Source organism: Variovorax nivicola, from assembly GCF_051216475.1.
Classification (GTDB): Bacteria; Pseudomonadota; Gammaproteobacteria; order Burkholderiales; family Burkholderiaceae_C; genus Variovorax.
This window is the reverse complement of sequence record NZ_JBPJZK010000004.1, coordinates 525,266-548,563: the sequence shown is the minus strand read 5'-3', so window position 1 is coordinate 548,563 and position 23,298 is coordinate 525,266. Positions and strand designations below refer to the sequence as shown.

Below are 23,298 nucleotides of genomic sequence, written 5' to 3'. Positions count from 1 at the left end.
CCGGCCGGATGCGGTGCCGGCGCCCACTTTCGCCGCGCTACTGCACCGTGCGCGTGCTGGCCGAAGCCATGTCGGTGCCCGCCGGCCAGACGAAGGTCGCCTTGGTCGGCGCACCCTGCAGCACGTGCAGCGGCTGCTTCAGCACCTGGCTGCCGATCCGCGCCTCGACCTCGTAGTTGCCCGGGTCCAGGCGCGCCACCATGAACGGGCCGCCCGACACCACGTTGTCGAGCAGCGCGACGCCGCCGCTGTCGCGCACCGTCACGTGCACGTTGGCCGCGAATTCGGCGCCCTTGCTGTCCTTGACAGCGAACTCGAAGGTGGCGGGCCAGCGCGGCGATACCGTCTCCATCAGCTGGGCTTCGTCGCTGCCGATGCCGCCGCTCATGTACTCGACGCCGTGCGCCATGTAGATTGGCGGGTTCACCGCTGCCTGCGCCGACGAAAGCGCGCCGAGCAGAACGGCGCCGCAGAACACCGCGGCCGCCAGCGGCCGCATCGTGCGCGATGATGGAAAACGGGGGGTCATGATCTGAATCCTTTCCTGGTCGTCGTGGCGAGAAGCCACGGTGCCACTGTGCGGCGCGTGGCTTAGGAAAGGCTGACCGGCCCGGCAGGCCGGAGCGGCCGACCGCTCAGCGGGCGGCGGAAGATTGCGCGAGAGCCTGCGTCTGCGGCAACGATGGCGTCACCGAAGCCATGTCGAAATTCGACGGCCAGACGAACGACGTGCGCGCCGGCATGCCGGCAATCACCACCAGCGACTGCGTCAGCGTGAGACCGCCGAGCGTCACGTTCACGTCATAGGCGCCCGGATTGAGGCGCGCCAGCATGTAGGGGCCTTGCGACTGCACGTCCATCACGACCTGGCCGGTGTATTTCTGGCGCACCTCGATCAAGGCCTTGGCCGGAAAGCCGGCCACCTGCGCGCCTTTGCCGTCGCTCACGCCGAATTCGATGGTCGCGGCCCAGCGCGGCGACACCATTTCCATGAATGCGGCTTCATCCCTGGCGGCGCCACCGCACATGTATTCGATGCCCTGCGCCACCTGGATGGGCGGGTTCGAGAACGCGTGGGCCGAAGTCACGGCCCCGAGGAATGCTGCTGTACCGCCCAATACCAGCGCGGCCAGGGGCCGGCGGAGACGCGTAGGGTTCATTGCTGTGTGGTCCTCGATCTTGCGTGACGTGAAATCCGTCGAGGATTTTGCTTAGCAAGAGTCGGGCTAGATATAGCGTTTACGAGGAACGATCTTCGGATTGGAACTGAATGCTATTGTTTTCATAGCTGATGACGGCCGTGTGACGCGCGTGTAGGCTACTTTTATTAACAAACCCCACGGAAACCCTGATCCGTGCCTTTTCGCTGCGTTATGCGGCGTTTTGGCGTCTGAATCCGCAAACGTGCAGGGGTGCGCGCCTACAGCGGTGCATCGCGGCGCGCGATATGAACTGCTGAACGGACACAAGGAGCTTCAGCCATGACCCTCGAATCGACGATCCAGGAGTTCAAGAAAGTGGACGCCCAGCGGGCCGATTACCCGGGCGAGCACTTCGTGGTGCTGGGCGCGGGCGTATTGCTGCTGCTGGCGGCGGGCCGCAGCCGCTCGTTCCTGACGCGCATCGTGGCGGGCGCAGCGGGCGGTGCGTTGATCGGGCGCGCGGCCAGCGGCACCGGCGGAATCGCGAAGCTGGCGGGGGCGTTGCACAGCGGGGGCCTGGCATGGCCGCGGCGCTGAGCGGGCGGGCGGGAAGCGGTCTCGGGTCGCAACGCTATTGGGCGCCGTGCCTGGCGTTGGCGTTGCTGGCGGTGTTTCTCTTCTACGTGGCACTGACGGACTTGCTGAGGGAGCGCGCTGCGCGAGCGCCTGTCCAGGCGACCGTGGCCCCTGCGGTCGTTCAGCCGTCGCTGGCAACCGCTCGCTCCGGCGATGCGCTACCGGCGAGCACGGCCGCCCTGCCCGTTCGGGCACCCACCGCGCCGGCCGCGCCATCCGTCGCCTCCGATGTGTTGCCCGTAGCGGTAACGCCTGCCCGTTTTGCGGTGACCAAGTGCGTCACGTCTTCCGGCACGGCCGAATATTCAGACGGTCCCTGCGCCGAAGGATCGCAGGCCTCGACTCTGCATCTCCAATGACAAACGCCCGGCAGGACGTGTCCACGGCGCCCGAAGCTAAGGGGAAATCGCTTCGCAAAACTCCGTCGCGTTGGTCACGGTCGCCTGTCTTGGAAAGATCTCGCGCAACAGGAACTCGTTCACCTTGGCATCCGGATCGGCGCACGCGTCCGACAGGACGATGACCCGATAGTCGAGGTCGTGCGCCTCGCGAACCGTGGAAAGCACAACGCCACTGGTGTGTACGCCGGCGAGCACCAGGGTCTCGATGCCCGCGCGCTGCAGTTGGGCATGGAGGTCGGTCGTCGAGAAGGCGCCCACCCGCGTCTTGCGAACAATGATGTCGCCTGGCGCGACGCCCAAATCCGGATGGACGGCGGTCGATGGGGAGTCGAGATGCATATGGGCTCCCGCCGCTTTGACGCGCGCGCCCATGGCGCTGTGCGCGGGGAAGCGCTCGAGGTCGGCCGCATCGAAAGCCACGCGCACGAAGCCCACCTTCGCGCCTCGCGAGCGCATCAACTGCTGCGCCGGCATGACCTGCGCGGCAACCTCGTGAGCACGACCCAGCCGCTGGGCCAGGTCAAGCTCGCGGCCTTCGATTCGATGAACCGCAAGATGGCTGAGGTCGGCGCCAACGGTGCGCTGGCGTTCTGGAGCTACAACTACTTCGGCCAGCTCACGGGCCATCGCGACATCGGCGGCTTCATCTACAGCTACAGCTACGACAACGCCCGCCAGCTCACGCAGCAGACCAACTCACGCGGCCAGGACCTCCGCTACTCGTACGACAAGGCAGGCCAACTGCTGCGCATCCGCGAGCCCACCGTGCAGGGCGGGGTCACCTACCAGGACAACCAGATGGCCTACGATGCGCTGGGCCGCCTGCGCTGGGTGGCCGACACCAACGCGTACATCACCATCGACTACGACAAGGTCGGCAACCGCACGTACATCCACACCAAGCTGAACTACGGCGGAATGACCTCCCAGGGAATGCAGGTGGAGGCCGGCGAGGAGACAGACCGCTACTTCGCCTACGACAAGATGAATCGCCAGATCCTGGTCGATTCAGCCACCGCCGACGGCAGCGTGCTGGGCGCCGAGGGCCACAGGCTGAGCTACGACTGGAACGGCAACCGCACGCGCGACGAGCACGCGGGCATCCGCATCGTGCAGCAGCCCGACGACCAGTGGGCGGCCGTGGCCGGCAACATCGTCGAGGAGTACAGCTACGACAACCTCAACCGCCTGAGCACCACGGTGCGCAACGGCGCGCTGGTGGCGGCGCGCGGCTGTGAGGGCGACGCCAATGGCGGCCTTGTGAAGATCCGAGCGAAGCCCTAATTCACCCGAACCAGAATCTCCGACAGATTCAGAGTGGCCCCCGAGCCTTCCTCCAATAGACGCTCCGCATAGACTCCTGACGGACTCTCGGCATTCAGGTTTCTGCAGCTCAACAGACTGCCTCGTGCTTCAGGCTCCCGCCGCTGTATGAGCAACGACACGGCCAATCCTCCGTGGCTTTCCGGGTGCTGATCATCCAGACGCAATGCAGACTGAAAGCTCTGTTCCGCGACAGCAGGCCTTCCAAGGAATATCTGCGCCCAACCTAGTCCGCGCCAAGCCAGCCCGTAGCGAGGTGTAGCGGCGCGTCGCGCGCTCAAGGTCGGTGTTGGCACCCTCCATATTTCCGGTCAGAAGCTTGATGAGCCCTCTCGCTGCCCAGGTCCGTCCATCGTCTGCCCATCGGGAACAGGCTTCATCAACAAGCCTTCCCGCTTCAGCCAAAGATGCTCGGCTAGCCATTGCCATATGAGCAGCAGCCACCAGGCATTCCGCGGATGCGCTGCCATTGCCGCGGCGTCCCATCGCGATCCAACGCTTTGCCGATGCAAGATCGCCCCGCTCCCACATGGCCAGGCTCGCAACGCCAGCAACCTGGGGATCGAGTTGCCCGAGCGCATCCAACTGCGCCGCCCAGCGATGAAGCCGATCAGTCGCATGCGAACGATGCAGTGCCCTCACCCACAGGATCTCCGCAGTCCGAAATCCTTGAGGAAGAGCATTTGCGACTCCATCGACCTCAAGCAGCGGAGACAGCCATGCCACGCAGCCCGCATCGTCATTGCGCATGAAGGCGATCGAGCCCAACTTGTGGCGCACGATGGTCTGGAACAACCCGGCCGGCACGCCCTCGGCAAACAAGCCCTTGAGATGGGTTTCTGCCTCGTACCAGCGTTGCTGCGCAAGGTACCAGTCGCTTTTGCGCAGGGCCCAGGCATCGGCGTTCTCGCCCGCGCGGCCCGATCCCGCGCGAAGCTGGCGCTCAACCTCGTTCCAGTCAGCGCGACGAAGCGCGGCTGCGAACGCTTCGGCCGGATCGTCGGCTCGTAACGAAGAATCCTGGCTTTGCAAGGTGGCCAGAGAGTACGCGGTACCGGTGTTCATCAGACAAGTCATCCAGCGTTCCCGCAATTTGTTTAGTCGGCGCGCCGATGTCCCCTCGCGCGACTCCGCATCCTCCCGGCAAACGCCTTGCGGCGCGACAATGCGCGGATGAGCGGCAATGCCGCCTTTCTTGGCGCATTGCGCGTCACCGCACGGAGGTTGTTTGAGATGAAAAGCCCGGACCCGACTTCATTTGATGCCCTCATGTCCAACGGCATGAGGGCGAGCCAGGCCAACGACGGGGCGCAGGCCATCGAATGGTTTCAGAAAGCCAGCGCAGCCGAGCCGAGTGCCGGCTTGCCGCAGTTCCTGCTGGGCGCAGAGTTCGCCGCGCTCGGCGACATGAACCAGGCCGAGACCGCTTTCGCCAACGCAACACTGCTGGCCCCGGGTTTTCCGATGGCGCGCTATCAACTGGGGCTTCTGCAATTCAGTTCAGGCCGCGCAGGTGTGGCGCTGCTGACATGGCAGCCGCTGCTCGAGCTGCCCGAGGCCGATCCGCTACCGCACTTCGTCCAAGGCTTTGCTGCCTTGGCACAAGACCACTTTGATGAAGCCTTGCAGCACTACCGGCGAGGCCTGGAACTCAACACGACCAATGCCGCGCTATCGAGCGACATCGAGAAGGTCATCGCGGGCATCAACGCCTTGGGAGCCCATGCAGCGCCTCATGGCGAACAGCCTGCCGAGCCTGAGACAGAGGCAGAAGCGGAGTCCAGTAACCACGTGCTGCTGGCCAACTATCAGCAGCAAGGCCGCCCTCATTGATGTCGCGAAGGCTCCGTACGCCTTTCATAGCCGGTATGCCTGCCCATGATTGATCCGTCGACGCAATTGGCCGCGATGATTCGCGCCCAGTTCGCTGCGCAATTCCGGGCGCAAACGAAGGAGCGCCCGCTTGCCGGTCGGGAGGCCCAGCGCGATGTATATGCGGCACGGGGCGGCACCGAGCATTCGTCGGGAATGCAGGAAGGCGCAGCGAAAGAACTCGCGGGCGATCAGGCGCAGATCCAGCAGATGGTGGCGCTGCGGGTGCGCTCGCTTTCCCCGGACGATCCCCAGCGCCAACGCAAGGCGTTTCGGCTCTTCCTGGAGTCGGTGTTGATGCAGGCATTCGGCCGCGATCGGTTGGACGACCGCGGCTTCGACCAGATGGTCGATGCGGTGCTGCAACGCATGGAAAGCGATCCGCAGCTCCATGCGGCATTGCGCGAAGCGGGTGACCTGCTGCTTGCGGATGCCGGAGATCCAAGCACCGGCAAGGTGCCCTCGAATCGCTAGTGCTTGGCGTTGCCGCCGCCTGGCTCCGCTTCCGGTGCGGCGTCTATATCGGGTGACTTGAAGATGTCGCCCATGTCTTCGCCCAACGGCCCCACGCGCCCGCCGAGCAGGCGCCGCGCAAAGCGCTGCACGTCCTTGGCATCCTTCACTTCGCCACTCAACAAGGCCTGGGCATAGCGGCCCGACAAGTTGGCCTTGTCCAGGCGCAGGGCCAACTCGGCGTGCTCCTGCGCGGCTTGACGCTGCGACTGCATGGCCAGTACGACAGCCAGTCCGCCATGGCTTTCCGCAAAGTTGCGGTCGAGCGCGAGCGCCGTGTCGAAGCTGCTGCGCGCGCCTTCGAGGTCACCTTGCAGGATTTGCGTCCACCCCAGGCCATGCCAGGTGCCGATGTGTTGCGCCATGTAAGACACCGCCTTCACGAAAGCAGCGTGTGCCGCGGAAAGGTCGTTGGCGAGCAACGCAGCAAAACCACGTGTCGACCACGCGCGGCCATCGCCGGGTTGCCGCTGCAGGGCCGCATCGGCGAACTGAACGGCGCGGACCGCATCGCGTGCCGCCAGCGCAATCGAGGCCTGGGTCACCAGGCTCTCGACAGGATGCTCTGCCGGCGAACCTTCGCTGAGGCTGCCCGCCGACCAGCGTTGGGCCGCTGCGAAATCGGACGCGTCGATGGCAATCAGGCTTGCGATACCGGCTGCTTGTACATCGAGGCTGCCCTGCTGCTCGGCCTGTTGTGCCCAAGCCATCGCGCGATCAATCTGACCGTCGTGGTGCAGCGCTCTCAACCAGAGCTGCTGCAATGCGCGGGCTGCAATCATGGGGTGGTTGTCCGGGCCTTGCCCTGCTCTTCCATGCGATTCCAACGTCGGCGCCAGTCGTGCGATGCAGTCGGCGTAGCGGCCGCGCCTCAACTCGATGAACGCCAGGTTGTGGAGCAGCACCTCTGTGAAGCCCGGGGGTGGGGCTGGCGTGTTGGCCAGGGCTTCGAGAACCTCGAGAGCCTGGTCGTAACGCTGCTGCGCAAGCCAGAAATCGCCTTCGCGCAAACGCCACGCCAACGGCTCGTCCAACAGCGTCTGGCCGTGCTGCAGATGGAAGCGCGCGCGCTCCCATTCGCCGCACGACAGCGCGGTTTCGAATGCGTCGATCAGCAGCGCATTGTTGGAGGGGTCATCGCGCAGGAAGCCGTCGAGTCGGTCCAGGCGCTGGCGCGCGGCGGACAAAGGGGATGCGTTCGAATCGGTCATGGAAAGAAGAATGTAGGTTGCCGACCAGAGGAAAAATTGCGCGTCACCAGGACACGTCACAACGGGCGTCCTTGCCCAGCAGTTCACGCAGCCGCAGCAGGCCCTGGCGATGCAACTGCGAAACACGCCCGCGTGTCACGCCCATGATCTTGGCGATTTCGTCGAAGGGAATCTCCTGGAGGTAGTGGTGGCGTATCACCATCTTCTGCTGGTCGCTCAGCTGCCCCACGAGATCGCGCAGTACGGTGCGCAGCTGAATGATCTCGGTCTTGCGAAAGTAGCTCACCTCCGGCGAAGGCGCCTGGCCGTTGCCATCGAACGCTTCAGCGTCGACCATGCCCGTGTCTTCGAGCAGCACGCCCAAGGCAAGGCCGATGCCCACCTCGGCAAGGTATTTGAAGAGCTTGTCGGAGCTGCGCGAAGAGGCCGCGGCAGAGGCGCTGCTGTCCTGGCTTTTTTCGGAGGCTTGCGCGGCTGCTGCCTCCTTGACCGCTTCGAGGCGCTCCTGGCGCAGCCGCATGCTGACGCTGATCTGCTGGTTCTTCTCCGTCAGGCGCGTGAGCCCGTTGAGCACCGCACCTTGCACGCGCTTGGCCGCGAAGGTCTTGAACTGCGCGCCCTGCCCCGGTACGAAACGGTCCACTGCTTCGAGCAGGCCCATGCGGGCCAGCTGAAGGTAGTCGTCGAACTCCACGTCGTTATGGGTGCGCCGGCCATAGACGGTGGCGGCCACCATCCGCGCGTAGGGCAGATAGTGGCCAATCAATTGCTCCCTCGCCGCTTCGTCCTGGTCTTTGCGCCAACGAACCCATAGCGCGGCCGTCAGGTCCGGTGCCTCGGCCACCGCGTCGTCGGCCTTGGCCGACTCCGTCGGTGGCTCGAAAAACGGCTGGGGCGGCGTTGGCATTGCTGAAGAACTCAGGCGAGGCATGGTGTTCGGCAACGTCAGTGAAAGCTACCGACGAGGGCCTTGAGTACGAGGCTCCAGCCATCGACAAGGATGAACATGAGGATCTTGAGGGGAAGTGCGATGGTGGTGGGCGGCATCATCATCATGCCGAGCGCCATGAGGATGCTGGAAACGATCAGGTCGATCAAGAGGAACGGCAGGAAGATGACAAAGCCGATCTGGAACGCCGCGCGCAACTCCGAGAGCATGAAGGCCGGAATGAGCTGCAAGTTGCCGATGTCGTCCATCGACCGCGGCATGGGTGCCTTCGAAAGTTCCACCATCAACGCCAGGTCGGCCTCGCGCGTTTGCCGCACCATGAACTCGCGCAGCGGCGCAATGCCCTTGCCGTAGCCCTCTTCCATCGAGAGCTTGCCGGCCATGAAAGGCTCGAAGGCATCGTGATTGACCTTCTGCAACACCGGCGACATCGTGAAAAGCGTGAGGAACAGCGCCAGCCCGATCAGCACGGTGTTGGGCGGCGTCTCGTTCATGCCGATGGCGTGGCGCAGCATCGAAAGCACCACGATGATCCGCAGGAAGCTGGTAAGGCAGACCAGCAGCGCCGGAAGAATGGCCAGCACTGTGAGGCCGAGCACGACGCGCAGGGCCTGAGCGGTTTCTGTTGCTGGTGTGATGGGAGAGAGGGGCGATGACGGCGTCGTACTCGCGGCGGGCGCGGCTGCCTTGGGCCGGACCGGGCTCGTTGCAGCAGCCGGTGCTTTCGGTGTTGCAACAGGAGGAGCCGCGGCAGCAGGCACTTCCGGCGCGGGCAGCACAACGGTTGGTGGCGCAGCCAGCGGAACATTGCCGGGAGCCGTTTCCGAAGAGGTGTCTTCCTGCGGCTGCGACCACGCCTCTTTCACGGGCCAGCCCAGCATGGCAACGGCCAGCAATACCAGCGCCAGCAGCATGCGCCAGGGAAGTTTTACGCACAGCCCTGCTCCGTTGGTGCTGCGCGTCATTGCTGCCCCTCCTTCATGGAAGAGATCGGTTCCGGAACTTCGGGGGAAGACGGTGTTTCGGCCAGCAACTGGATGGACTGGTCCGTGCAGCCGAGCAACAGCCGTCTGCCGTTCCAGACCACCACATGCAGGCTGTGGCGCGGCGACAGCGGCATGCTCGACACGCGCTGGATCTCGTGTGACGGCACCGCGTCCAGCAAGCCACCGAGTTGCTTCCACCAGGCGCCCGTGGGGGCGCGGGCCGAGGTGATGGGTCGGGCGCGCCGACGTGCAACGACGACTGCAATTGCAATCAGGCCCATGGCGAGCACGATGGCAATCCACCCGACATCGTTCGCTGGCGTGGCTCCGTGACCAGGCTGTTCCCGTTTGACGGGGATGTTGGAAGGCAGGCTTCCGCTCTGCACCGACTCGGTCGTGCTGGTTCGTGGCGTTTCCTGCGCGGTGCCGGGCACGGCAAACAACATCCCTGCCGCCATGGCAAGGCCCGCAAGAAACAATCGGCAGGCGAACCCCGTCCGTATCTGCCGCAACACTGCGTTCATCCTTCAGGATCCCGACGCCAGGCCCAGTGCAACAGGCAGCTCAGTGATGCGCACTGCAAAGTGGCCGTCGACTGCCACCAGTTGGCCGCGCGCCACTACCTTGCCTTCTATGGTGAGGTCCACCGGCTGGTCGAACGCGCGGTCCAGGCGCAGCACCTGGTGTTCCTTGGCGCCCAGCAACTCGCCGACCGAGATCGTGGCCTCGCCCACGCACACCTGCAGCTTGGCCTTGATCTGGTGCAGCGGATTCCAGTCTTTCAGGATCGGCGTATCGACCGATCGGTCGACTGCGTCGCCTTCCGGCCCGGCATGCAGATCGGGTAGCGCGATGATTTGCGCGGTGGGCAGTCCGGCGCCTTGCTGGGCGCGGGTACGTGTTTCGCCGCGGCTCTCGGCCGCGGTGCTTGATGCGCCGGCGCGGTTGTCGGCGACGATGCCTTCCAGGGCTTTCGTCATGATGTGTTTTCCTTCAATGGTGAACGTTCGAAATTCGGGGGGCCAGCTCGACTGCAAGACGGCCTTCGCTTTGTCCCAGCCAACCCTGGCACACAGGCATGCCATCGGCGGCAACGACCAGCGCGGGCGCATCGAGCAAATGGGTGAGCGGCACGATGTCGTCGAGCCGCAGTTCCTGGAGTTGTCCCAGGTTCAATTCGGCGCCGTCAAGCACCACGCGCAGGGCCAGGGGCTCTGCGGCCAGGGCCTGATCCAGGCGCTCTTTCGGCAGCTTTTGCGTTGGCGGCACAGGCGCAGATTTGGTGGTGGCCTCGCTGCCCAGGAGTGCCGTCACCACGTCGTGCGGCAAGCCGAGGCGCCAGACTCCACCGCACCATGTCCAGCGCACACAGAGAACGCCCGACCAAGGGTCGGCAGGTGCATGCGTGCCGTGCGTGCCTTTGGGCTGTTGCGGTTCGAGGGCAAAGCCGGGCCACAGCGCGTCCAGGCGTCGGAGCCAGTCGGCCCACGCCGCCCGCACCACGGCGGGCGCAATCGTTGGCGCAGCGGGAGCCGAAGAGGCCGAGGCCATGTCGAACGCGAACATGCGGTCGCCGATTGCCTGCAAGGCCGACTGGGTGCCATCTCGGCCACTGCGCGACAGCATGTCGAGCACCAGTGCCGCGGCGCGACGCGATGCCTCGGCGAACGACCAGCAGGCGGTTTCGTCGGAGGTCATTGCCACTGTGCCGTCCGGTTCGGCTACTTCGACGTCGACCGGTGTCGTCGCGGTCCCGCGTTCAGGCAGCCACTCGGCGCACCAGTCGCGGTACACGGCGGCAAGGCGCGCGCGCACGGCCTCCTTTTGCGCGGCTTGCCAGCTGCGCAGCGGACGCGCCCTGAGCACCGACTCGGCGGGGTCGAGCAGCGCCGATGTTGCCGCGCTGAAAACAGGAGACGCGCTCATTTGCTCTTCATCGAGAACAGTTCCTGCAGCATGTCGTTGGCGGTGGAGATCACCTGCGAGCTGGCCTGGTAGCCGCGCTGCATGATCACCAGGTCGCTGAACTCCTGCGACAGGTCGACGTTGGAAATCTCGATCTGGCCCGCGCGCACTGTGCCGAATGCGCCCTCGCCGGCCTTCCCAAAGTGCCAAGCATTCTTGTTGAGTATCTCGAACTGGTTGTTGCCCAACGCACCGACTGCATCGGGCGAATCGAAACGGGCGAGTGCCAAGCGTGCACCTTTGACGGTCTGGCCGTTCGAGTAGGCAATTCGGAGCACTCCACCCCCATCGAATGCGGTGCTGCTCAATGAGCCTGGTCCGACGCCATCTTGCGAAGCCACTTTGAACTCGGTCGTGGTGCTTCCTTGCGCAAAATTCGTGACGTCCGTGCTGAAGTCCAAGGTCAAGGCCATGGTTCGCTGACCAGCCGGCGTGTACGCAACTTGCATCAGGGAGGTTTCGGCCGTGGGCTTACCGCCAACAAAGACTACATCTGAGCTTCCCAGGACGATCGTGCCGTCCAGGAGTTCGGCCTTCATGGTGTTGGAGGTGTTGGCCACGGCCGACATTCTGAGCGTCAAGGTATGGGGGTTGCCCATCTCGTCCAGCACCTGCACCGGGCCGTTGAACGGCTGCGTCGCGGTGTTGGACAGGTTGCCGGCAAATTTGATACGAGACGTCGGCCTGCCCTGATTCAGCATTTGGCCCGCCAGGCCGATCTCGACGAGGTTGCCGCTATCGTCCATGCCCATCACTTTCTCGCCGTTGGCCCGGCTCACCAGAACCCCGTTGTCGTCGAACTTGAACTGTCCCGCCCGGGTGTAGGTGGTCTTCCCCTCCGCATCCTGCAGGATGAACAATCCTTGCCCATCCACTGCCATGTCGAGGTCGTTGCCCGTCTGGCGTAGCTCGCCCTGCTTGAACGACATGGCCGTGCCGGTGGTGTTCAGCCCGAAGCCGACCTGATCGTAGTTCTGGCTGGCATTGCCACCGCTCAGGTTGCCGCCGGTATAGAACATGTCGGCAAACTGGAGGCTGGAGCTCTTGAAGCCCGGCGTGTTGATGTTGGCCGTGTTGTTGGCAATCACACGCAGGCCGCGCGAATAGCCGAGCAAGCCGGTCATGCCGACGTAGATGGATTCAAGCATGGGACGTCCTTTGCGAATTCAGGTCGGGCCGCTGGGGGCCAAGCTGCATGGCGGTCACCGCACGGATACCAGTTGGCTGAGGGAAATGTCGCTCAGCGTCGCGCCCGCCGCCGTGCGCACCGTGAGCAATGGCGAGTCGCCGGACAGCGAGAGCGCGCTCACCGTTCCCGTGACGTTGCCGCTCGAGGTCGTGATGTCGACCGTCTTGCCGATCAGGCCGACCGACTGCAGCGCTGCCTGGTTGGTGATCAGCGTGGCGATCTTGTTGTTGAGCTGCTGCGTCTGCTCCAGGCTCGTGAACTGGGCCATCTGCGCCATGAACTGCTGGTTGTCCATGGGCTTGAGCGGATCCTGGTAGGTCAGCTGAGTCAGGAGGATCTTGAGAAAGTCCTCCATGCCCAGGCTGTTCGCCTGCAGGTTGGTAGTGCCGGAACTGCCGATTGCATCGATGGCCATCACGCCCCCTTTGATTGAAGTGAGTCGAACACGTTTGTAGGGCGGCGCTCGCCGCCCGGAATGGATGTGGCGCTGTCGGCCGCCACGGCGGTGCCGTCACGCCAGACCAGGCGGCCGTTGCACACGACCTGGTGCAGACGTTGGCCGCGTGCTTGCTGCATGTCGCGCTGGAGGTCCGACACGATGCGCGGCAGCATGGCGGCCAGCGCATCGTCGTCGGCGCGCATGGCGATCCACACGGCCTGGCCTTCGGGCATGGCCTCCTCGTGCAGGCGCAACGGTGCCTGGGCTTCAGTGCTCGGCGAGGTTTGCGAGCGAGGCTCCGCGACCGCATCGGCCTGGGTGTCCGCTGTGCCATCGGGCATGGTTTCGACCGCGTGTTGCACCGGACCGCCTGCGCGCCGGATTTGCGCGTCTGCCGGGGCGCGCGCTTCGGGCGCAGCCTCCACAAGCGCAGCCGCGCGCATTCCCGCGAAGGCATGTGCCGGTGCACCCGACGCCCGTGCCGGACCTTCGGACACCGAGGACTCGACCATCGGCATGCCCGCTGTGAGCGATGCGCCAGGCAACGCAGGCACGCCTGGAACATTGACACCAATAGGGCCAACGACGTCCGGTGTCGCCGCGCGCGCGGCATGGCGAGGCGGAGCCGAGGGCGCGGGGCTTGGTGCGGGGACGGTGCTGCCCGGGCGGGCCGTGACGGGCGGCTTGAACCACGTCGCCATCTGCGCGCGTTCCATCTCCCGCTGCCAGGCAACCTGCTGCCGGGCCTCATCGTTCGGCGCGGCGAGCGAGCCTCGGCGCGCGAGCGGAGTTGCCGCGCTCGGCGTGGTGGCCGATGTGTCGCCGGTGCTCATCGCGGCGCTTCCATGGCGCGGTTGCGCCCTGTGGCTGAGCGGGCGAGCCAGTCGCGATCTTGCTCGTTGCTGTTGCGCTGGCGAACTTCGTCGGCGAACTTCGTCAAGGCGTCCTCCTTGTGTTGTGTCATTCCGTCCTGACGTAGTTGAAGCGCCATGCATTCCTTCTTCAGCCGGTCTTTTTCGGCGAGTTGCTCTTGCCGCAGAGCGTCCAGCTGCTTCCGTTGGTCGCGCAAGTGCATCAGGAAGCCAAGCGCATGCCGATGGGTACGAGGGTCCATGCGCTGCTGTAGTGCCTGGCCCGCATTGCGCGCCTGCTCGTCGTGCGCGGCCTGCACGCTGTCGATACGTGCCTCGGTGTCGCGCAGGGCTTGCTGCGCGCGCGCGAACGCCGACATCAGCTTGTCCAGGCGCCATTGCTGTCGCTGACGCACCGGCTCGAGCGCATAGACGAAACCACGCACATCGACGTCGCGCGCCGCCAAGGAGGGCTTTTCGTTGGGTGCGATGTTCATGGCTTGCGTGCGGCCGGCGTCACGGCCGTTGAAGTTGCCGGAGCCAGAGCTGGGGCGGGGTTGGGGCTGAGGATGTCGCGCAACCCTTGAACCGCTTCCGTTCGGGACACACCGCCGGTGCTCTGCCGAAGCCACGACTGCAAGCCGGCTTCGAGGTCGATTGCCCGGTCGAGCTCGGGGCTGTTGCCTTTTTCATAGGCGCCGATGTCGATCATCTGCCGGTTGCGCTCCAGCACCGCCAGTTGCTGCACCGCGGAGACCGCCAGCGCACGCTCCTCCTTGCTGGCCAGCTCGGGCATGAGTCGGCTCACGCTCTTGAGCACGTCAATGGCGGGGTAGTGCCCGCGGTGTGCCAGGTGCCGCGAGAGCACTACGTGGCCGTCGAGGATGGCGCGCAACGCGTCCGACACGGGCTCGTTGAGGTCGTCCCCCTCCACCAGCACGGTGAGCAGCGCGGTGATCGAGCCGCCGCCCGGCGCGGTGCCGCAGCGTTCGCACAGTTCCGGCAGCTCGGCAAAAACCGACGGCGTATAGCCGCGGGCCGTGGGCGGCTCTCCGGCCGACAGACCAACTTCGCGCCGTGCCATCGCGAAGCGCGTGATCGAGTCCATGGTGAGCAGCACATGGTGGCCTTCGTCGCGAAAGAACTCGGCGATGGCCAACGCGGCATAGGCAGCGCGCAAGCGCGCCAGCGCCGGCTGGTCAGACGTGGCGACCACGACCACCGAGCGTGCCAGCCCCTCGGGCCCGAGTTGCTTCTCGATGAACTCCCGCACTTCGCGCCCCCGCTCGCCGACGAGGGCGATGACGTTGAGGCCGGCCTGCGCGCCGTCGTCCGCCTGCGTCTTGACGTGCCTGGCCAACAGACCGAGCAAGGTGCTCTTTCCGACGCCGCTGCCAGCGAAGATGCCAATACGCTGCCCCCGACCCAGAGTGAGCAGGCCGTCGATGGCGCGGATGCCGGTTTCGAGGACGTGATCGATGGGCGGGCGCTTCATCGGGTTGATCGGAGCGGCCTTGAGCGGCTTGCGCGCATGTGTCGGCGGCCGGGGCTTGCCATCCAGAGGATTGCCGAATCCATCGACCACGCGGCCGAGCAACGCGTTGCCGACGCCGATCTGGGACTCGGCACCGAGCGCCTGCACTTCGCAGCCGACGGCAATGCCTTCGACCGACCCGTAGGGCATCAGGGTGACGCGGCCCTGCTTCAGCCCGACCACCTCCGCGAGCACGCCGGCCGGCGCCGCACCATCGGAGGCGCCATGCGTCCTGACCATGATTCGGCAGAGTTCGCCCACCGCCGCATCGGGGCCGAGCGCGTCGATGGCCAGCCCCTGCATTTCCTTGACCCAGCCGATGCGTCGATGCAAGTCGGCACCCCGTACGGCCTGGCGGTAGATGTCCAGTGTGCTCACATCACACTCCCTGGAGTCGGACCGCTGCACGAGTTTGCAGCAACAGTTCGCGCAAGGCGCTCAACTGTGTCTCGAAGCGGGCGTCAAGCCCGCCTTCGGGCGATTGCAGGATGCAGCCGCCCAACGCCACCTCGGTGCTGGCGATCCATTGCACGTCGGGGCCACCCGGCAAGCCCTGCTCCGGCCCTTGGCTCTTCTGAAGCATTGCCAGGTCTTCGGGGTGCATGTGGATTGCCGTCAACTGCCGGCTGCGCAGCTTTTCCATCGCCTGTGCCAGTTGTGCCCGCAGCGCCTTGGGCTGGGCGACGCTCTCACCGAGCGTGCTGCAGATCACCTCGAAGCACAAGGCGAGCATGTCGTCTTCCGCGGCTGCCAGCCGCGCATCGAGCTTCGCTGGCAAGGAGGCGATCAAGCCATCGAGAACCTGCACTCGCGCCTGGTAACCGGCCTGGGCCTGTTGCTTCAGTTCATGCGTCATGCGCTCGGCTCTGTCTTCCAGGTCACGCGCAGCCTTGTCGGCTGCCTGCGCCGCCAGTTGGCGAGCTTCCTCGTCGCCGCGTGCGCGGCCTTCGATGCTTCCCTTGGCAAAGCCCTCTTCATAGCCCCGTCGGCGGGCCTCGTCTTCCGCCTGGGCAAGTTCGGAGTGGACCTGCGGCGCCTGCCTGCGCGAATCGCTCTGTGCTGCAACGTTCGTGTCCCACACTGACGCGCGTGATGCAGACCTCGGCCCTGTGGGCAGTTGCACCAGGCCAGGACCGGCGATCGGCACGGCGCGGGATGCACGACCGTCCCGCGTATGAGGGCGCGTCAAGGCAACCTGTCCCTGCATCACCACGTCACGCAGCACGATAGCCGGTGTGCGAGATTCGGCATCCGCAGCAGTGGGTCCGTTGCCGGAAGGGGGCAAAGCGTTCACCGGCTTGCTCCCCGCCGTGCACCCTGAATGGCGTTGACAAGCGAATGCCGCAGCTTGCGCCAGCGCGAAGACGACGGCCCGTCGGCCGACGGGCGCCCACGTAGCCGGGCAGCCACCATGGAAATCAATGCCGCGCGCAGGCCGGGCGGGGTTTGAGATGCGGGAGTCGTGGCGGCAAGGTGGGCCTCGATCTTGCGCCGCTGCACGGGTTCCATGGCCTGCAGCAAAGCCTCGCGCCAGGGCCAATCGGCAAGACTCAGCAACTCGGCGACGAGGCCAGCGGGCTCGGTGCGAAAGATGTCGGCAAGCGTGGGCACTTGCTCGACATCGAGCGCATGGAGCATCGCCTCGTCCGACGTCGCGGCCGGACGCGGCGTGCCGACGACGATCTCATAAGCAGGCGCGGCGAGCTCATCGCCCGAGGTGGCGGCATCGATCAGCGCTGGATCTCTTTCGATGCCCAGCGCTTCCAGTTCCTCCAGGAGCGGCGCGAGCTCGGCGCGCTCCTGTTGCGGCAACGCGTCGAGCATCCAGCTTCGGTCGGCCGGCGCCATCGCATGCAGCAGCAGTGCCGCGTGGCGGACACCACGCGGCTCGGATTGGCGAGGCATGGGCATCATCAGTTGCCCCTGCGGATACCCGCGGCGCCGAGCGGTGGGGCAACGGGCATGCCTGGTGCCACGTTGCCAACGGAAGAGAGCGTGCCGGGAGCGGGTTCGCGCATCCAGTCGCGTACCTTTCGCAATGCAGCCGCGCGCTCTGCTTCCGACAGAGGTGCGCGGCCTGATTGCGTGCCTCGCGAGACGGCGCCGCGGCGGCTCGCTCGGAAGAGCAGCGCGGCCAGCACGGCAAGCAGAAGGCCTCCCAGCAGCAGTTGCGGCCACGAGAGAGGTGCCTTGCCGAGTGCGTGTGCGTCGACGGCATCGGTTTGGTTCTCCGTGGCAATTGCTGTCTCGGACCCGCTCGCAAGCGTACCGACCTCAGGTGCCTGGATAGCGCCGCCCGCCAGCGACTGCACGACCACTGCATCACCACGGTCGGGCGAAGCGCCCACCGCCGCCGCAATCACCTTTCGCAGTTGATCTTCCTGCGTTGCATCGAGGGCCTTGCGCACCACCGCGACGACCTGGATGCGTCGGATGGAGCCCGGTTGACTGACGACTTGCTCGACGCGACGGCCGACGGCGTACTCGACGTCGCGCTGTGCGCTTCCGCTGCGCGAGCTTCCGGCGTCGCTGACCTTGGTGTCGAGCGCCGCGCCGTTGTCGCGAAGAACCTCGCGCTCGCGTACCACCACCCCGGTGGCCTGCAGGCCGGTGCGCGATGCCGCGGGCAGCACGTCTTCGGTGGTGGTGCGGATCTGGTCCATGTTCAGCGTCACGTCCACGCTGGCAAGGGCCTGTCCCGCGCCGAAGCTGCGATCGAGCACGGCTGTCACCTTGCGCGAGAGGTAGGTCTCGGTGTCGCGCTTGAGTTCCAGCCTGGCGCTGTTCACTTCGGCGTCGGCGTTGCTGCCCTCCGCACGGGTCAATGCAACGCCGTGGCCATCGACGATCGTGACGTCCTGCGTGGCCATGCCGGGGACTGCGGCGGCCACCAGGCGCTGGACGCCGACCACCTGCTCCGCGCGCAGTGCCTGGCCCTGCCGCATGGTGAGGGTGATGGAGGCCTTGGCCTTCGACGTCGCCTGCTTGAACAATCCCTGCTCTGGTAGTGCTAGCAGCACGCGAACTTCGCGGACTTCCGAGAGCGACTGAATGGTGCGGGTGAGTTCGCCCTGCAGCGCGCGCTGGTAGTTGATCTTCTGCGCGAACTCCGTCATGCCGAAGTCGGTGTTGTTGAACAGCTCGAGCCCGACCGCGCCTTGCAGCGGCAGCTCCTTGCCCATCAGCTTGATGCGGGTGGCGTGCACCGTTGCCTTGTCGACCAGGATCGAGGTACCGCTGTCGCCGAGGCGGTAGGGGATCTTGAGCCGCTCGAGCTCGGTCGTCATCGCCTGCGCGTCCTGCGGCTTCAAGTCGGTGAACAGCGCCTGGTACTCCGTGTGGAACACCCACCATGCCAGGCCGGCCGTCACCAGCAGGATGACAACCGCCCCGCTAATGAAGCCGGCGCGCGCGCGCTGCGTGAGTCCTTGCCAGAAATTCATATCGGCATCTTCATGATGTCTTGGTAGGCCTCAAGCAGGCGGTTGCGCACCTGCATCATCAGCTGGAAGGAGACACGGCTTTCTTCCAGATTGATCATGATCTGGTGCAGGTTCTGGGCATCGCCCATCGCGAGCTTCTGCAGGTCGACCTGGCTGCCGATCAACTGGCCGTTGATCTGGGAGAGACCATCGGATACCAACTGGCCGAACGAGCCAATCGCAGGCTCTGACGCGATGGCGGATGGCGCGGCGCCTTGCAGCGACTGCGCGTTGACTGCCGCCACCATGGACTGCGACTGTTGCGACAGCGAGGACAGCGCTTCAACGGGAAGGAAGGCACTCATGCGTTGCTACCGATGTCGAGCGCCCTGAGTGCCAGGGTGCGGGCCGTGTTCATCGCCGACACATTGGCCTCATAGGCACGGGTGGCACTCATCATGCTGACCATTTCGGTCGCGGTATCGATGCTCGCGTAAGCCACGAAGCCGCGCTCGTTGGCAAGCGGGTGGCCCGGCTCATACACCAGCCGTGGCGCGACATTGGCGGGAACGATGCGTGCCAGGGGAGCGCCCTGCGAAGCGGCGTCCGAGCCTTCCAGCCCCTGGCTGACCAGAGCACCGAAGCCGCCGGAAGTGCCACCAGCCAGGTCTCCAACCGCCGAACGAGCCTCTGCCACCACGCGCAGCGGCTGGTAGCTGGCGCCGCCCACGCCCTGCACCGTGTTGGCATTGGCCAGATTGAGCGCTGCAACGTCGACACGCATGCGTTCGATGTTCATGCCGGCCGCGCTGACGGCAAAGGATTGCATGTAGTTCATGGTTACTTCCTGCCGTCGCCGGCAGCCATTGAAAGAATTGCGAAATGACGCGACAAGCCTTTGACGAGCGCCTGGTACTGCACTGCGTTGCGGGCCATGTCGGCGGCCTCCATGTCGAGCTGCACCGGCATGGGTACGCCCTGGCTGTCCACCACGGCTTCGATGCGAGGGCGGACCTGGCTCAAGGCGAACGCATCTGCCCGGCCGCTCTGTTCCATGCTGCGGCGCGCGTCGACGAGTTGCTCCTCGAAACTCACGCGCTGCGGCACGTACCCGATCGCGTTGGCATTGGCGATGTTGGTTGCGATCGCCTGCTGCCGCAGGCTCGCGGCGTCCAGCGCCAAGGCAAGCGCCGATCGGGTCACGGCTTCGATTCCGTCTGTCATGTCAGTCTCCGCAAGCTTTCAGGAGGGGTGGATTGGTGTGTTGTTGTGGCGCTGCCGGGGTGCACTGTTACTGGACGACCAGCTCACCGTGCAGCGCGCCCGCGGCCTTGACTGCGCGCAGGATCGAGATCACGTCGCGCGTGCTGGTCTTGAGCCGTGCCAGCGACTGCACGAGGTCGGACACTGTGTTCGAGCCGGTCACGAAGCCGGTGCCGCTCTGCTCGTCGACGTCGACGCGCGTGTTGGTCACGATGGCGGTGCGGATGTCGGGGCCGCCGTTCCAGATGTTGAGCGGCTGCGAGGCTGTGTTCTGGCTGGAAATCGCGATCTTGATGTCGCCGTGCGAGATCGCCACCTTCGAGATGCGCACGTCGCCGCCCGACACCACGGTGCCGGTGCGCTCGTTGATGACCACCTTGGCGCGGCGGTCGGGTTCGACCATCACGTTCTCGATACGCGTGAACAGACTCACCAGCTCACCACGCTGTGCCGGTGGCACGGCAATCTCGATGCCCGAGGCATCCTTTGCCTTGGCCAGGCCGCCGCCCAGTTGGCTGTTGATGGCTGCTGCGACCCGGCTGGCAGTGGTGTAGTCGGGCTCCGAGAGCACGAAGGTGACGCTTTGCTGCTCGTCGAGCATTGCCGCGTTGACGCCTACTTCAACCGTGGCGCCGTTGGGCACGGAACCAGTCGTTGGGTGGTTCTTCTGCACGACATTGCCATTCGCGTCGTAGCGATAGCCGCCCACGGAAAGACCCCCCTGCGCCAGCGCATAGACCCGGCCGTTGGCTCCTTTCAGTGGTGTGATCAGCAGCGTGCCACCTACCAGGCTGCGGGCATCGCCGGCCGAACTCACGGTGACGTCGAGGGTGTCGCCTTCGCGGGCGAAGGTCGGCAGGCTCGCGCTGACCATCACGATGGCGACGTTGCGGCTCTGCACCGCTTCGGGTGCGATCGTCAGGTTGAACTGCGACAGCACATTGGCAAGGGATTGGCGGGTGGTGCGGTTCGCTGGTGAGTCGCCAGTACCTGCCAGGCCGGTCACGATGCCGGTACCGAACAGCGCGTTGTCGCGCCAACCCTTGAGCTTGCCGAGGTCCTTGACGCGAATGGCGTCAGCCGCGTGCGCGGTACTGAAGCCGACGAACAGGAACGCCAAGGCCAACGCGCGGCACAGCGACAGGTTTGAAATCATGCGGTGCATCACAGCCCCAGCCAATCGAGAATTCGCCGCCATCCGCTGCGGCGCGCGCGGTCGGATACGTCGCCTTCGCCCACGTAGGTGATGCGGGCGTCGGCCAGTCGTGTCGACAGGACCACGTTGCCGTCGGAGATGTCCTGGGGGCGCACGCGTCCTTCCAGGTTGACCTTCTGCAGCTCGTCGTTGACGGTGAGCAGTTGTTCGCCGGCCACGCGCAGTTCACCGTTGGCGAGTACCTGCTGCACAGTCACGGTGAGCGTGGCCAGCAGCTTGTTGGCCCGCTGGGTACGGCCGCCGCCATCGAACTCACCGGTCACACCGATGCCGAGCTGGCCCACCACCTTGTTGCCGGTGTGCGTGACTGAGCCCGTGATGTCGTTGCCGCGCCGCGTGCCGGTGTTGGCGCTGGTAGAGGCTGACGAGTTCTCGAAGACCTGGATGGTGAGCGAGTCGCCAACGCGGAATGCCTTGTTGTCTGCCGTAAGCGGGCGGAAACTGCCTTCCTGGTAGAGGCTTTCGGCCGCAACCGGTACTGCAGCGGACAGTGCCAGGGCAAGCGCAAGGACGTACCTGCGGGCACGCCCCTTTGGGATGGAAGCTCTCATGGTTGCACCTCGACCTGTCCGGGGCCGGTCACGCGCGCCAATACCTCGCCGCTCGATCCTGGCACCTTGACACGCACGAGTTGCCCTTCACGGCCGTCCTGCAGCACTTCGACCCTGCTTTCCACCGACACATCGCCGCTGCGCGCGAGCAGGTGCGCGGTGTTGCCGCGGGTGACGGCGGGCATGGCCTCGAGGTGTGCGCTGGTCAGCACTTCGCCCGGGCGCAATGGCCGTCGCAGGCGCTGGCTGCCGTCGGCCAGCCCGCTCCCATTCCTGGCATTGGCAGCCACGGGCGTGCCTTGCCGGAGGGTGGTGAGATCGACCTCACGGGCTTCCATCGTGCCGCGCAGCACGACCGGATCGACGTTCACCCCGCGCTCGACGCCGGTGGTGGCAACCGCGAGCGGTGCCCAGGCGCCAACCTCGAAGGTCACGGCCGTGGTCCGTACGAAGCGGTCGCCGACCCAGGCGTCGACCCACACCAGCATGCGCCGGGTCGGCTGCGCTTGCCCGGCGAGCGGGCGCACTCGCAAGGTTGGCGTACCGGGCGGCAAGAAAATGTCGCGTGCGGTGGAAACCGGCTCGACTTCGGCGCGCACGCTTCGCTGAGACAACCAGTTCAGCAGCGCCGAGCGCGCTGCATTAACCACCGTTTCACCGGACAGCTGCTGCGCGGCGCTTTCGATCTCGGTCTCGCCGGCGCCGCTCCATCGGATGGCAGGCTGCTGCACGCGCAAGGCGCTGTCCACCGTCTGCAGGCCGCTGCGCGCCTCGACCCACCGTACGATGGTTTCACGGTCCAGCAGGGCTGATGATCCAGGTTTGGGCGCCGGACCAAGCGGAAGGGCCATCAACCGGCGCAGCGTTGGAAGATCGCGAGCGGTCAGGAAGGCGACGTCGCCCAGGCGAACGTTGCTCTGATCGACCGTGACCTGCGGGCGCAATTCGATCGAGACCAGTGGGTCGGGTGCGGACTGCCCGGCGGTGGCCGTTGGTGGCGCGAAGACGGTTGCACACAGGGCCAACATGGTGGCCTGCACGCTGCTACTTGCGCAGGCCATTGATCATTCCCAGCATCTCGTCCGATGCCTGCATGACCTTCACGTTGGCCTCGTACACCCGCTGGGCCACCATGAGGCTCACCATCTCTTCGGTCAGCTTGACGTTCGATCCCTCCAGAAAACCCTGAGCCAGGCTGCCCATGCCGTCTTCCGCCGCCTTGCCGGAGATTGCCTCGCCTGAATTGGGACTCACGCGATACAGGTTGTCACCCTGTGCCATAAGCCCCGCCGGACTCGTGAAACGCACCAGCTCCAGTTGACCCACTTCGACCGGCGTGGCCTGCCCCGCGACTTGGACATGCACGCGTCCATCACTGGCGATCTGCATGTTCTGCGCGTTGTCAGGAATGGCAAGGTTGGGTTTGAGCGGAAAGCCGCCCGACGTAGCCAGCAGGCCGTCGCGGTTGATCTTGAATGTGCCGCCGCGCGTGTAGGCGCTCGAGCCGTCGGGCATCGTCACCTCGAGGAAACCTTCGCCCTGGATCGCGATGTCGAAGGCCGACTCGGTCTTCTTGAGATCACCCATGTCGAACAGCTTCGAGGTGGAGGCGATCCCCACGCCGGCCCCCAGGCGGCTGCCGCCGCCGAGGAGGCCTGCCTCCTCTTGCGTTGGCACCATGCGGCCGGCCTCCTGCACCATGAGGTCGGTGAAGCTGATCTTGCTTTTCTTGAACCCGGTGGTGTTGACGTTGGCCAGGTTGTTGGCAATGGTGTCGACGTTCAGTTGCTGGGCTTGCATGCCAGTGGCACTGATGTAGAGGGCATCGAACATGG

The 23,298-nt window shown here is 65.5% G+C and carries 30 protein-coding genes; 4 read left to right on the top strand and 26 right to left on the bottom strand.

Annotated features, from left to right (window positions below; translation table 11 throughout):
• Window positions 1–37 precede the first annotated feature (37 nt).
• Together ACSFBF_RS19320 and ACSFBF_RS19315 are read right to left on the bottom strand one after the other, a co-directional pair.
• Entirely contained in the window at window positions 38–529 is a 492-nt protein-coding gene (locus ACSFBF_RS19320) for a hypothetical protein (protein ID WP_435469707.1), read from the bottom strand.
• 106 nt (window positions 530–635) lie between these two features.
• Window positions 636–1,160, bottom strand: coding sequence for a hypothetical protein (locus tag ACSFBF_RS19315; RefSeq protein WP_435469705.1), 525 nt, complete (start codon window positions 1,158–1,160; stop codon window positions 636–638).
• A gap of 321 nt (window positions 1,161–1,481) precedes the next feature.
• Between ACSFBF_RS19315 and ACSFBF_RS19310 the strand changes: the two genes are divergently transcribed.
• Complete coding sequence (locus ACSFBF_RS19310) at window positions 1,482–1,739, top strand: hypothetical protein (RefSeq protein ID WP_435469703.1); 258 nt, start codon at window positions 1,482–1,484, stop codon at window positions 1,737–1,739.
• A 434-nt stretch (window positions 1,740–2,173) separates the two neighbouring features.
• Here ACSFBF_RS19310 and ACSFBF_RS19305 read toward each other — a convergent pair whose 3' ends face one another.
• Window positions 2,174–2,653 (bottom strand): cysteine hydrolase family protein, encoded by a 480-nt coding sequence (locus ACSFBF_RS19305; RefSeq protein ID WP_435469701.1) that lies wholly within the window; start codon window positions 2,651–2,653, stop codon window positions 2,174–2,176.
• An 18-nt stretch (window positions 2,654–2,671) separates the two neighbouring features.
• On the opposite strand from ACSFBF_RS19305, the gene ACSFBF_RS19300 reads away from it, so the two are divergent.
• Entirely contained in the window at window positions 2,672–3,463 is a 792-nt protein-coding gene (locus tag ACSFBF_RS19300; protein WP_435469699.1) for a hypothetical protein, read from the top strand.
• Here the strand turns inward: ACSFBF_RS19300 and ACSFBF_RS19295 are convergent.
• Together ACSFBF_RS19295 and ACSFBF_RS19290 are read right to left on the bottom strand one after the other, a co-directional pair.
• Window positions 3,460–3,717, bottom strand: a complete 258-nt coding sequence (locus tag ACSFBF_RS19295) for a hypothetical protein (RefSeq protein WP_435470063.1) — start codon at window positions 3,715–3,717, stop codon at window positions 3,460–3,462. The genes ACSFBF_RS19300 and ACSFBF_RS19295 overlap by 4 nt on opposite strands.
• Window positions 3,656–4,567, bottom strand: a complete 912-nt coding sequence (locus tag ACSFBF_RS19290; protein ID WP_435470077.1) for a hypothetical protein — start codon at window positions 4,565–4,567, stop codon at window positions 3,656–3,658. Before ACSFBF_RS19290 ends, ACSFBF_RS19295 begins: the two co-directional genes overlap by 62 nt.
• A 108-nt stretch (window positions 4,568–4,675) precedes the next feature.
• Here ACSFBF_RS19290 and ACSFBF_RS19285 point away from each other — a divergent pair, with 108 nt between their 5' ends.
• Together ACSFBF_RS19285 and ACSFBF_RS19280 are read left to right on the top strand one after the other, a co-directional pair.
• A complete protein-coding gene (locus ACSFBF_RS19285) occupies window positions 4,676–5,335 on the top strand; it encodes a tetratricopeptide repeat protein (protein WP_435469698.1) in 660 nt (219 codons plus the stop codon).
• Between the two features lie 45 nt (window positions 5,336–5,380).
• On the top strand, window positions 5,381–5,848 hold the full coding sequence (locus tag ACSFBF_RS19280) for a hypothetical protein (RefSeq protein WP_435469696.1): 468 nt from the start codon (window positions 5,381–5,383) through the stop codon (window positions 5,846–5,848).
• On the opposite strand, the gene ACSFBF_RS19275 is transcribed toward ACSFBF_RS19280, so the two are convergent.
• The 21 genes from ACSFBF_RS19275 to flgG form a co-directional block, all read right to left on the bottom strand.
• The gene (locus tag ACSFBF_RS19275) at window positions 5,845–7,185 is read right to left on the bottom strand and encodes a tetratricopeptide repeat protein (protein ID WP_435469694.1); all 1,341 of its coding nucleotides are present in this window, start codon (window positions 7,183–7,185) and stop codon (window positions 5,845–5,847) included. The genes ACSFBF_RS19280 and ACSFBF_RS19275 overlap by 4 nt on opposite strands.
• Window positions 7,142–8,005, bottom strand: a complete 864-nt coding sequence (locus ACSFBF_RS19270; protein ID WP_435469692.1) for a sigma-70 family RNA polymerase sigma factor — start codon at window positions 8,003–8,005, stop codon at window positions 7,142–7,144. Before ACSFBF_RS19270 ends, ACSFBF_RS19275 begins: the two co-directional genes overlap by 44 nt.
• A gap of 38 nt (window positions 8,006–8,043) precedes the next feature.
• Window positions 8,044–9,012, bottom strand: coding sequence for a flagellar type III secretion system pore protein FliP (gene fliP / locus ACSFBF_RS19265; RefSeq protein WP_435469690.1), 969 nt, complete (start codon window positions 9,010–9,012; stop codon window positions 8,044–8,046).
• Window positions 9,009–9,557 carry a flagellar biosynthetic protein FliO gene (locus ACSFBF_RS19260; RefSeq protein WP_435469688.1) on the bottom strand — a complete coding sequence of 183 codons (549 nt, stop codon included), beginning with the start codon at window positions 9,555–9,557 and terminating at the stop codon, window positions 9,009–9,011. Before ACSFBF_RS19260 ends, fliP begins: the two co-directional genes overlap by 4 nt.
• Window positions 9,558–9,560: 3 nt before the next feature.
• Window positions 9,561–10,013, bottom strand: coding sequence for a FliM/FliN family flagellar motor switch protein (locus tag ACSFBF_RS19255; RefSeq protein WP_435469686.1), 453 nt, complete (start codon window positions 10,011–10,013; stop codon window positions 9,561–9,563).
• Window positions 10,014–10,026: 13 nt separating this feature from the next.
• The gene (locus ACSFBF_RS19250) at window positions 10,027–10,959 is read right to left on the bottom strand and encodes a FliM/FliN family flagellar motor C-terminal domain-containing protein (RefSeq protein ID WP_435469684.1); all 933 of its coding nucleotides are present in this window, start codon (window positions 10,957–10,959) and stop codon (window positions 10,027–10,029) included.
• A complete protein-coding gene (locus ACSFBF_RS19245; RefSeq protein ID WP_435469682.1) occupies window positions 10,956–12,146 on the bottom strand; it encodes a flagellar hook protein FlgE in 1,191 nt (396 codons plus the stop codon). Before ACSFBF_RS19245 ends, ACSFBF_RS19250 begins: the two co-directional genes overlap by 4 nt.
• A gap of 54 nt (window positions 12,147–12,200) precedes the next feature.
• Window positions 12,201–12,602: a flagellar hook capping FlgD N-terminal domain-containing protein gene (locus ACSFBF_RS19240; RefSeq protein WP_435469680.1), complete on the bottom strand. Its 402-nt coding sequence runs from the start codon at window positions 12,600–12,602 to the stop codon at window positions 12,201–12,203.
• Complete coding sequence (locus ACSFBF_RS19235) at window positions 12,602–13,459, bottom strand: hypothetical protein (protein ID WP_435469678.1); 858 nt, start codon at window positions 13,457–13,459, stop codon at window positions 12,602–12,604. Before ACSFBF_RS19235 ends, ACSFBF_RS19240 begins: the two co-directional genes overlap by 1 nt.
• Complete coding sequence (locus ACSFBF_RS19230; protein ID WP_435469676.1) at window positions 13,456–13,974, bottom strand: hypothetical protein; 519 nt, start codon at window positions 13,972–13,974, stop codon at window positions 13,456–13,458. The genes ACSFBF_RS19235 and ACSFBF_RS19230 overlap by 4 nt, the downstream gene beginning before the upstream one ends.
• The gene (locus ACSFBF_RS19225) at window positions 13,971–15,389 is read right to left on the bottom strand and encodes a FliI/YscN family ATPase (RefSeq protein ID WP_435469674.1); all 1,419 of its coding nucleotides are present in this window, start codon (window positions 15,387–15,389) and stop codon (window positions 13,971–13,973) included. Before ACSFBF_RS19225 ends, ACSFBF_RS19230 begins: the two co-directional genes overlap by 4 nt.
• 1 nt (window position 15,390) lies before the next feature.
• Window positions 15,391–16,305, bottom strand: coding sequence for a FliH/SctL family protein (locus ACSFBF_RS19220; protein WP_435469672.1), 915 nt, complete (start codon window positions 16,303–16,305; stop codon window positions 15,391–15,393).
• Complete coding sequence (locus ACSFBF_RS19215) at window positions 16,302–16,916, bottom strand: hypothetical protein (RefSeq protein WP_435469670.1); 615 nt, start codon at window positions 16,914–16,916, stop codon at window positions 16,302–16,304. The genes ACSFBF_RS19220 and ACSFBF_RS19215 overlap by 4 nt, the downstream gene beginning before the upstream one ends.
• 8 nt (window positions 16,917–16,924) lie before the next feature.
• Window positions 16,925–18,454 (bottom strand): flagellar basal-body MS-ring/collar protein FliF, encoded by a 1,530-nt coding sequence (gene fliF, locus ACSFBF_RS19210; RefSeq protein ID WP_435469668.1) that lies wholly within the window; start codon window positions 18,452–18,454, stop codon window positions 16,925–16,927.
• The gene (fliE, locus tag ACSFBF_RS19205; protein WP_435469666.1) at window positions 18,451–18,798 is read right to left on the bottom strand and encodes a flagellar hook-basal body complex protein FliE; all 348 of its coding nucleotides are present in this window, start codon (window positions 18,796–18,798) and stop codon (window positions 18,451–18,453) included. Before fliE ends, fliF begins: the two co-directional genes overlap by 4 nt.
• A complete protein-coding gene (gene flgC, locus ACSFBF_RS19200; RefSeq protein ID WP_435469664.1) occupies window positions 18,795–19,271 on the bottom strand; it encodes a flagellar basal body rod protein FlgC in 477 nt (158 codons plus the stop codon). The genes fliE and flgC overlap by 4 nt, the downstream gene beginning before the upstream one ends.
• A gap of 2 nt (window positions 19,272–19,273) precedes the next feature.
• Window positions 19,274–19,657 carry a flagellar basal body rod protein FlgB gene (locus ACSFBF_RS19195; protein WP_435469662.1) on the bottom strand — a complete coding sequence of 128 codons (384 nt, stop codon included), beginning with the start codon at window positions 19,655–19,657 and terminating at the stop codon, window positions 19,274–19,276.
• Window positions 19,658–19,724: 67 nt separating this feature from the next.
• Entirely contained in the window at window positions 19,725–20,852 is a 1,128-nt protein-coding gene (locus ACSFBF_RS19190) for a flagellar basal body P-ring protein FlgI (RefSeq protein ID WP_435469660.1), read from the bottom strand.
• 8 nt (window positions 20,853–20,860) lie between these two features.
• Window positions 20,861–21,463 carry a flagellar basal body L-ring protein FlgH gene (locus ACSFBF_RS19185; RefSeq protein WP_435469658.1) on the bottom strand — a complete coding sequence of 201 codons (603 nt, stop codon included), beginning with the start codon at window positions 21,461–21,463 and terminating at the stop codon, window positions 20,861–20,863.
• Window positions 21,460–22,503, bottom strand: a complete 1,044-nt coding sequence (gene flgA, locus ACSFBF_RS19180; RefSeq protein WP_435469656.1) for a flagellar basal body P-ring formation chaperone FlgA — start codon at window positions 22,501–22,503, stop codon at window positions 21,460–21,462. Before flgA ends, ACSFBF_RS19185 begins: the two co-directional genes overlap by 4 nt.
• Before the next feature lie 4 nt (window positions 22,504–22,507).
• Entirely contained in the window at window positions 22,508–23,296 is a 789-nt protein-coding gene (gene flgG, locus ACSFBF_RS19175) for a flagellar basal-body rod protein FlgG (RefSeq protein ID WP_435469654.1), read from the bottom strand.
• Window positions 23,297–23,298 lie beyond the last annotated feature (2 nt).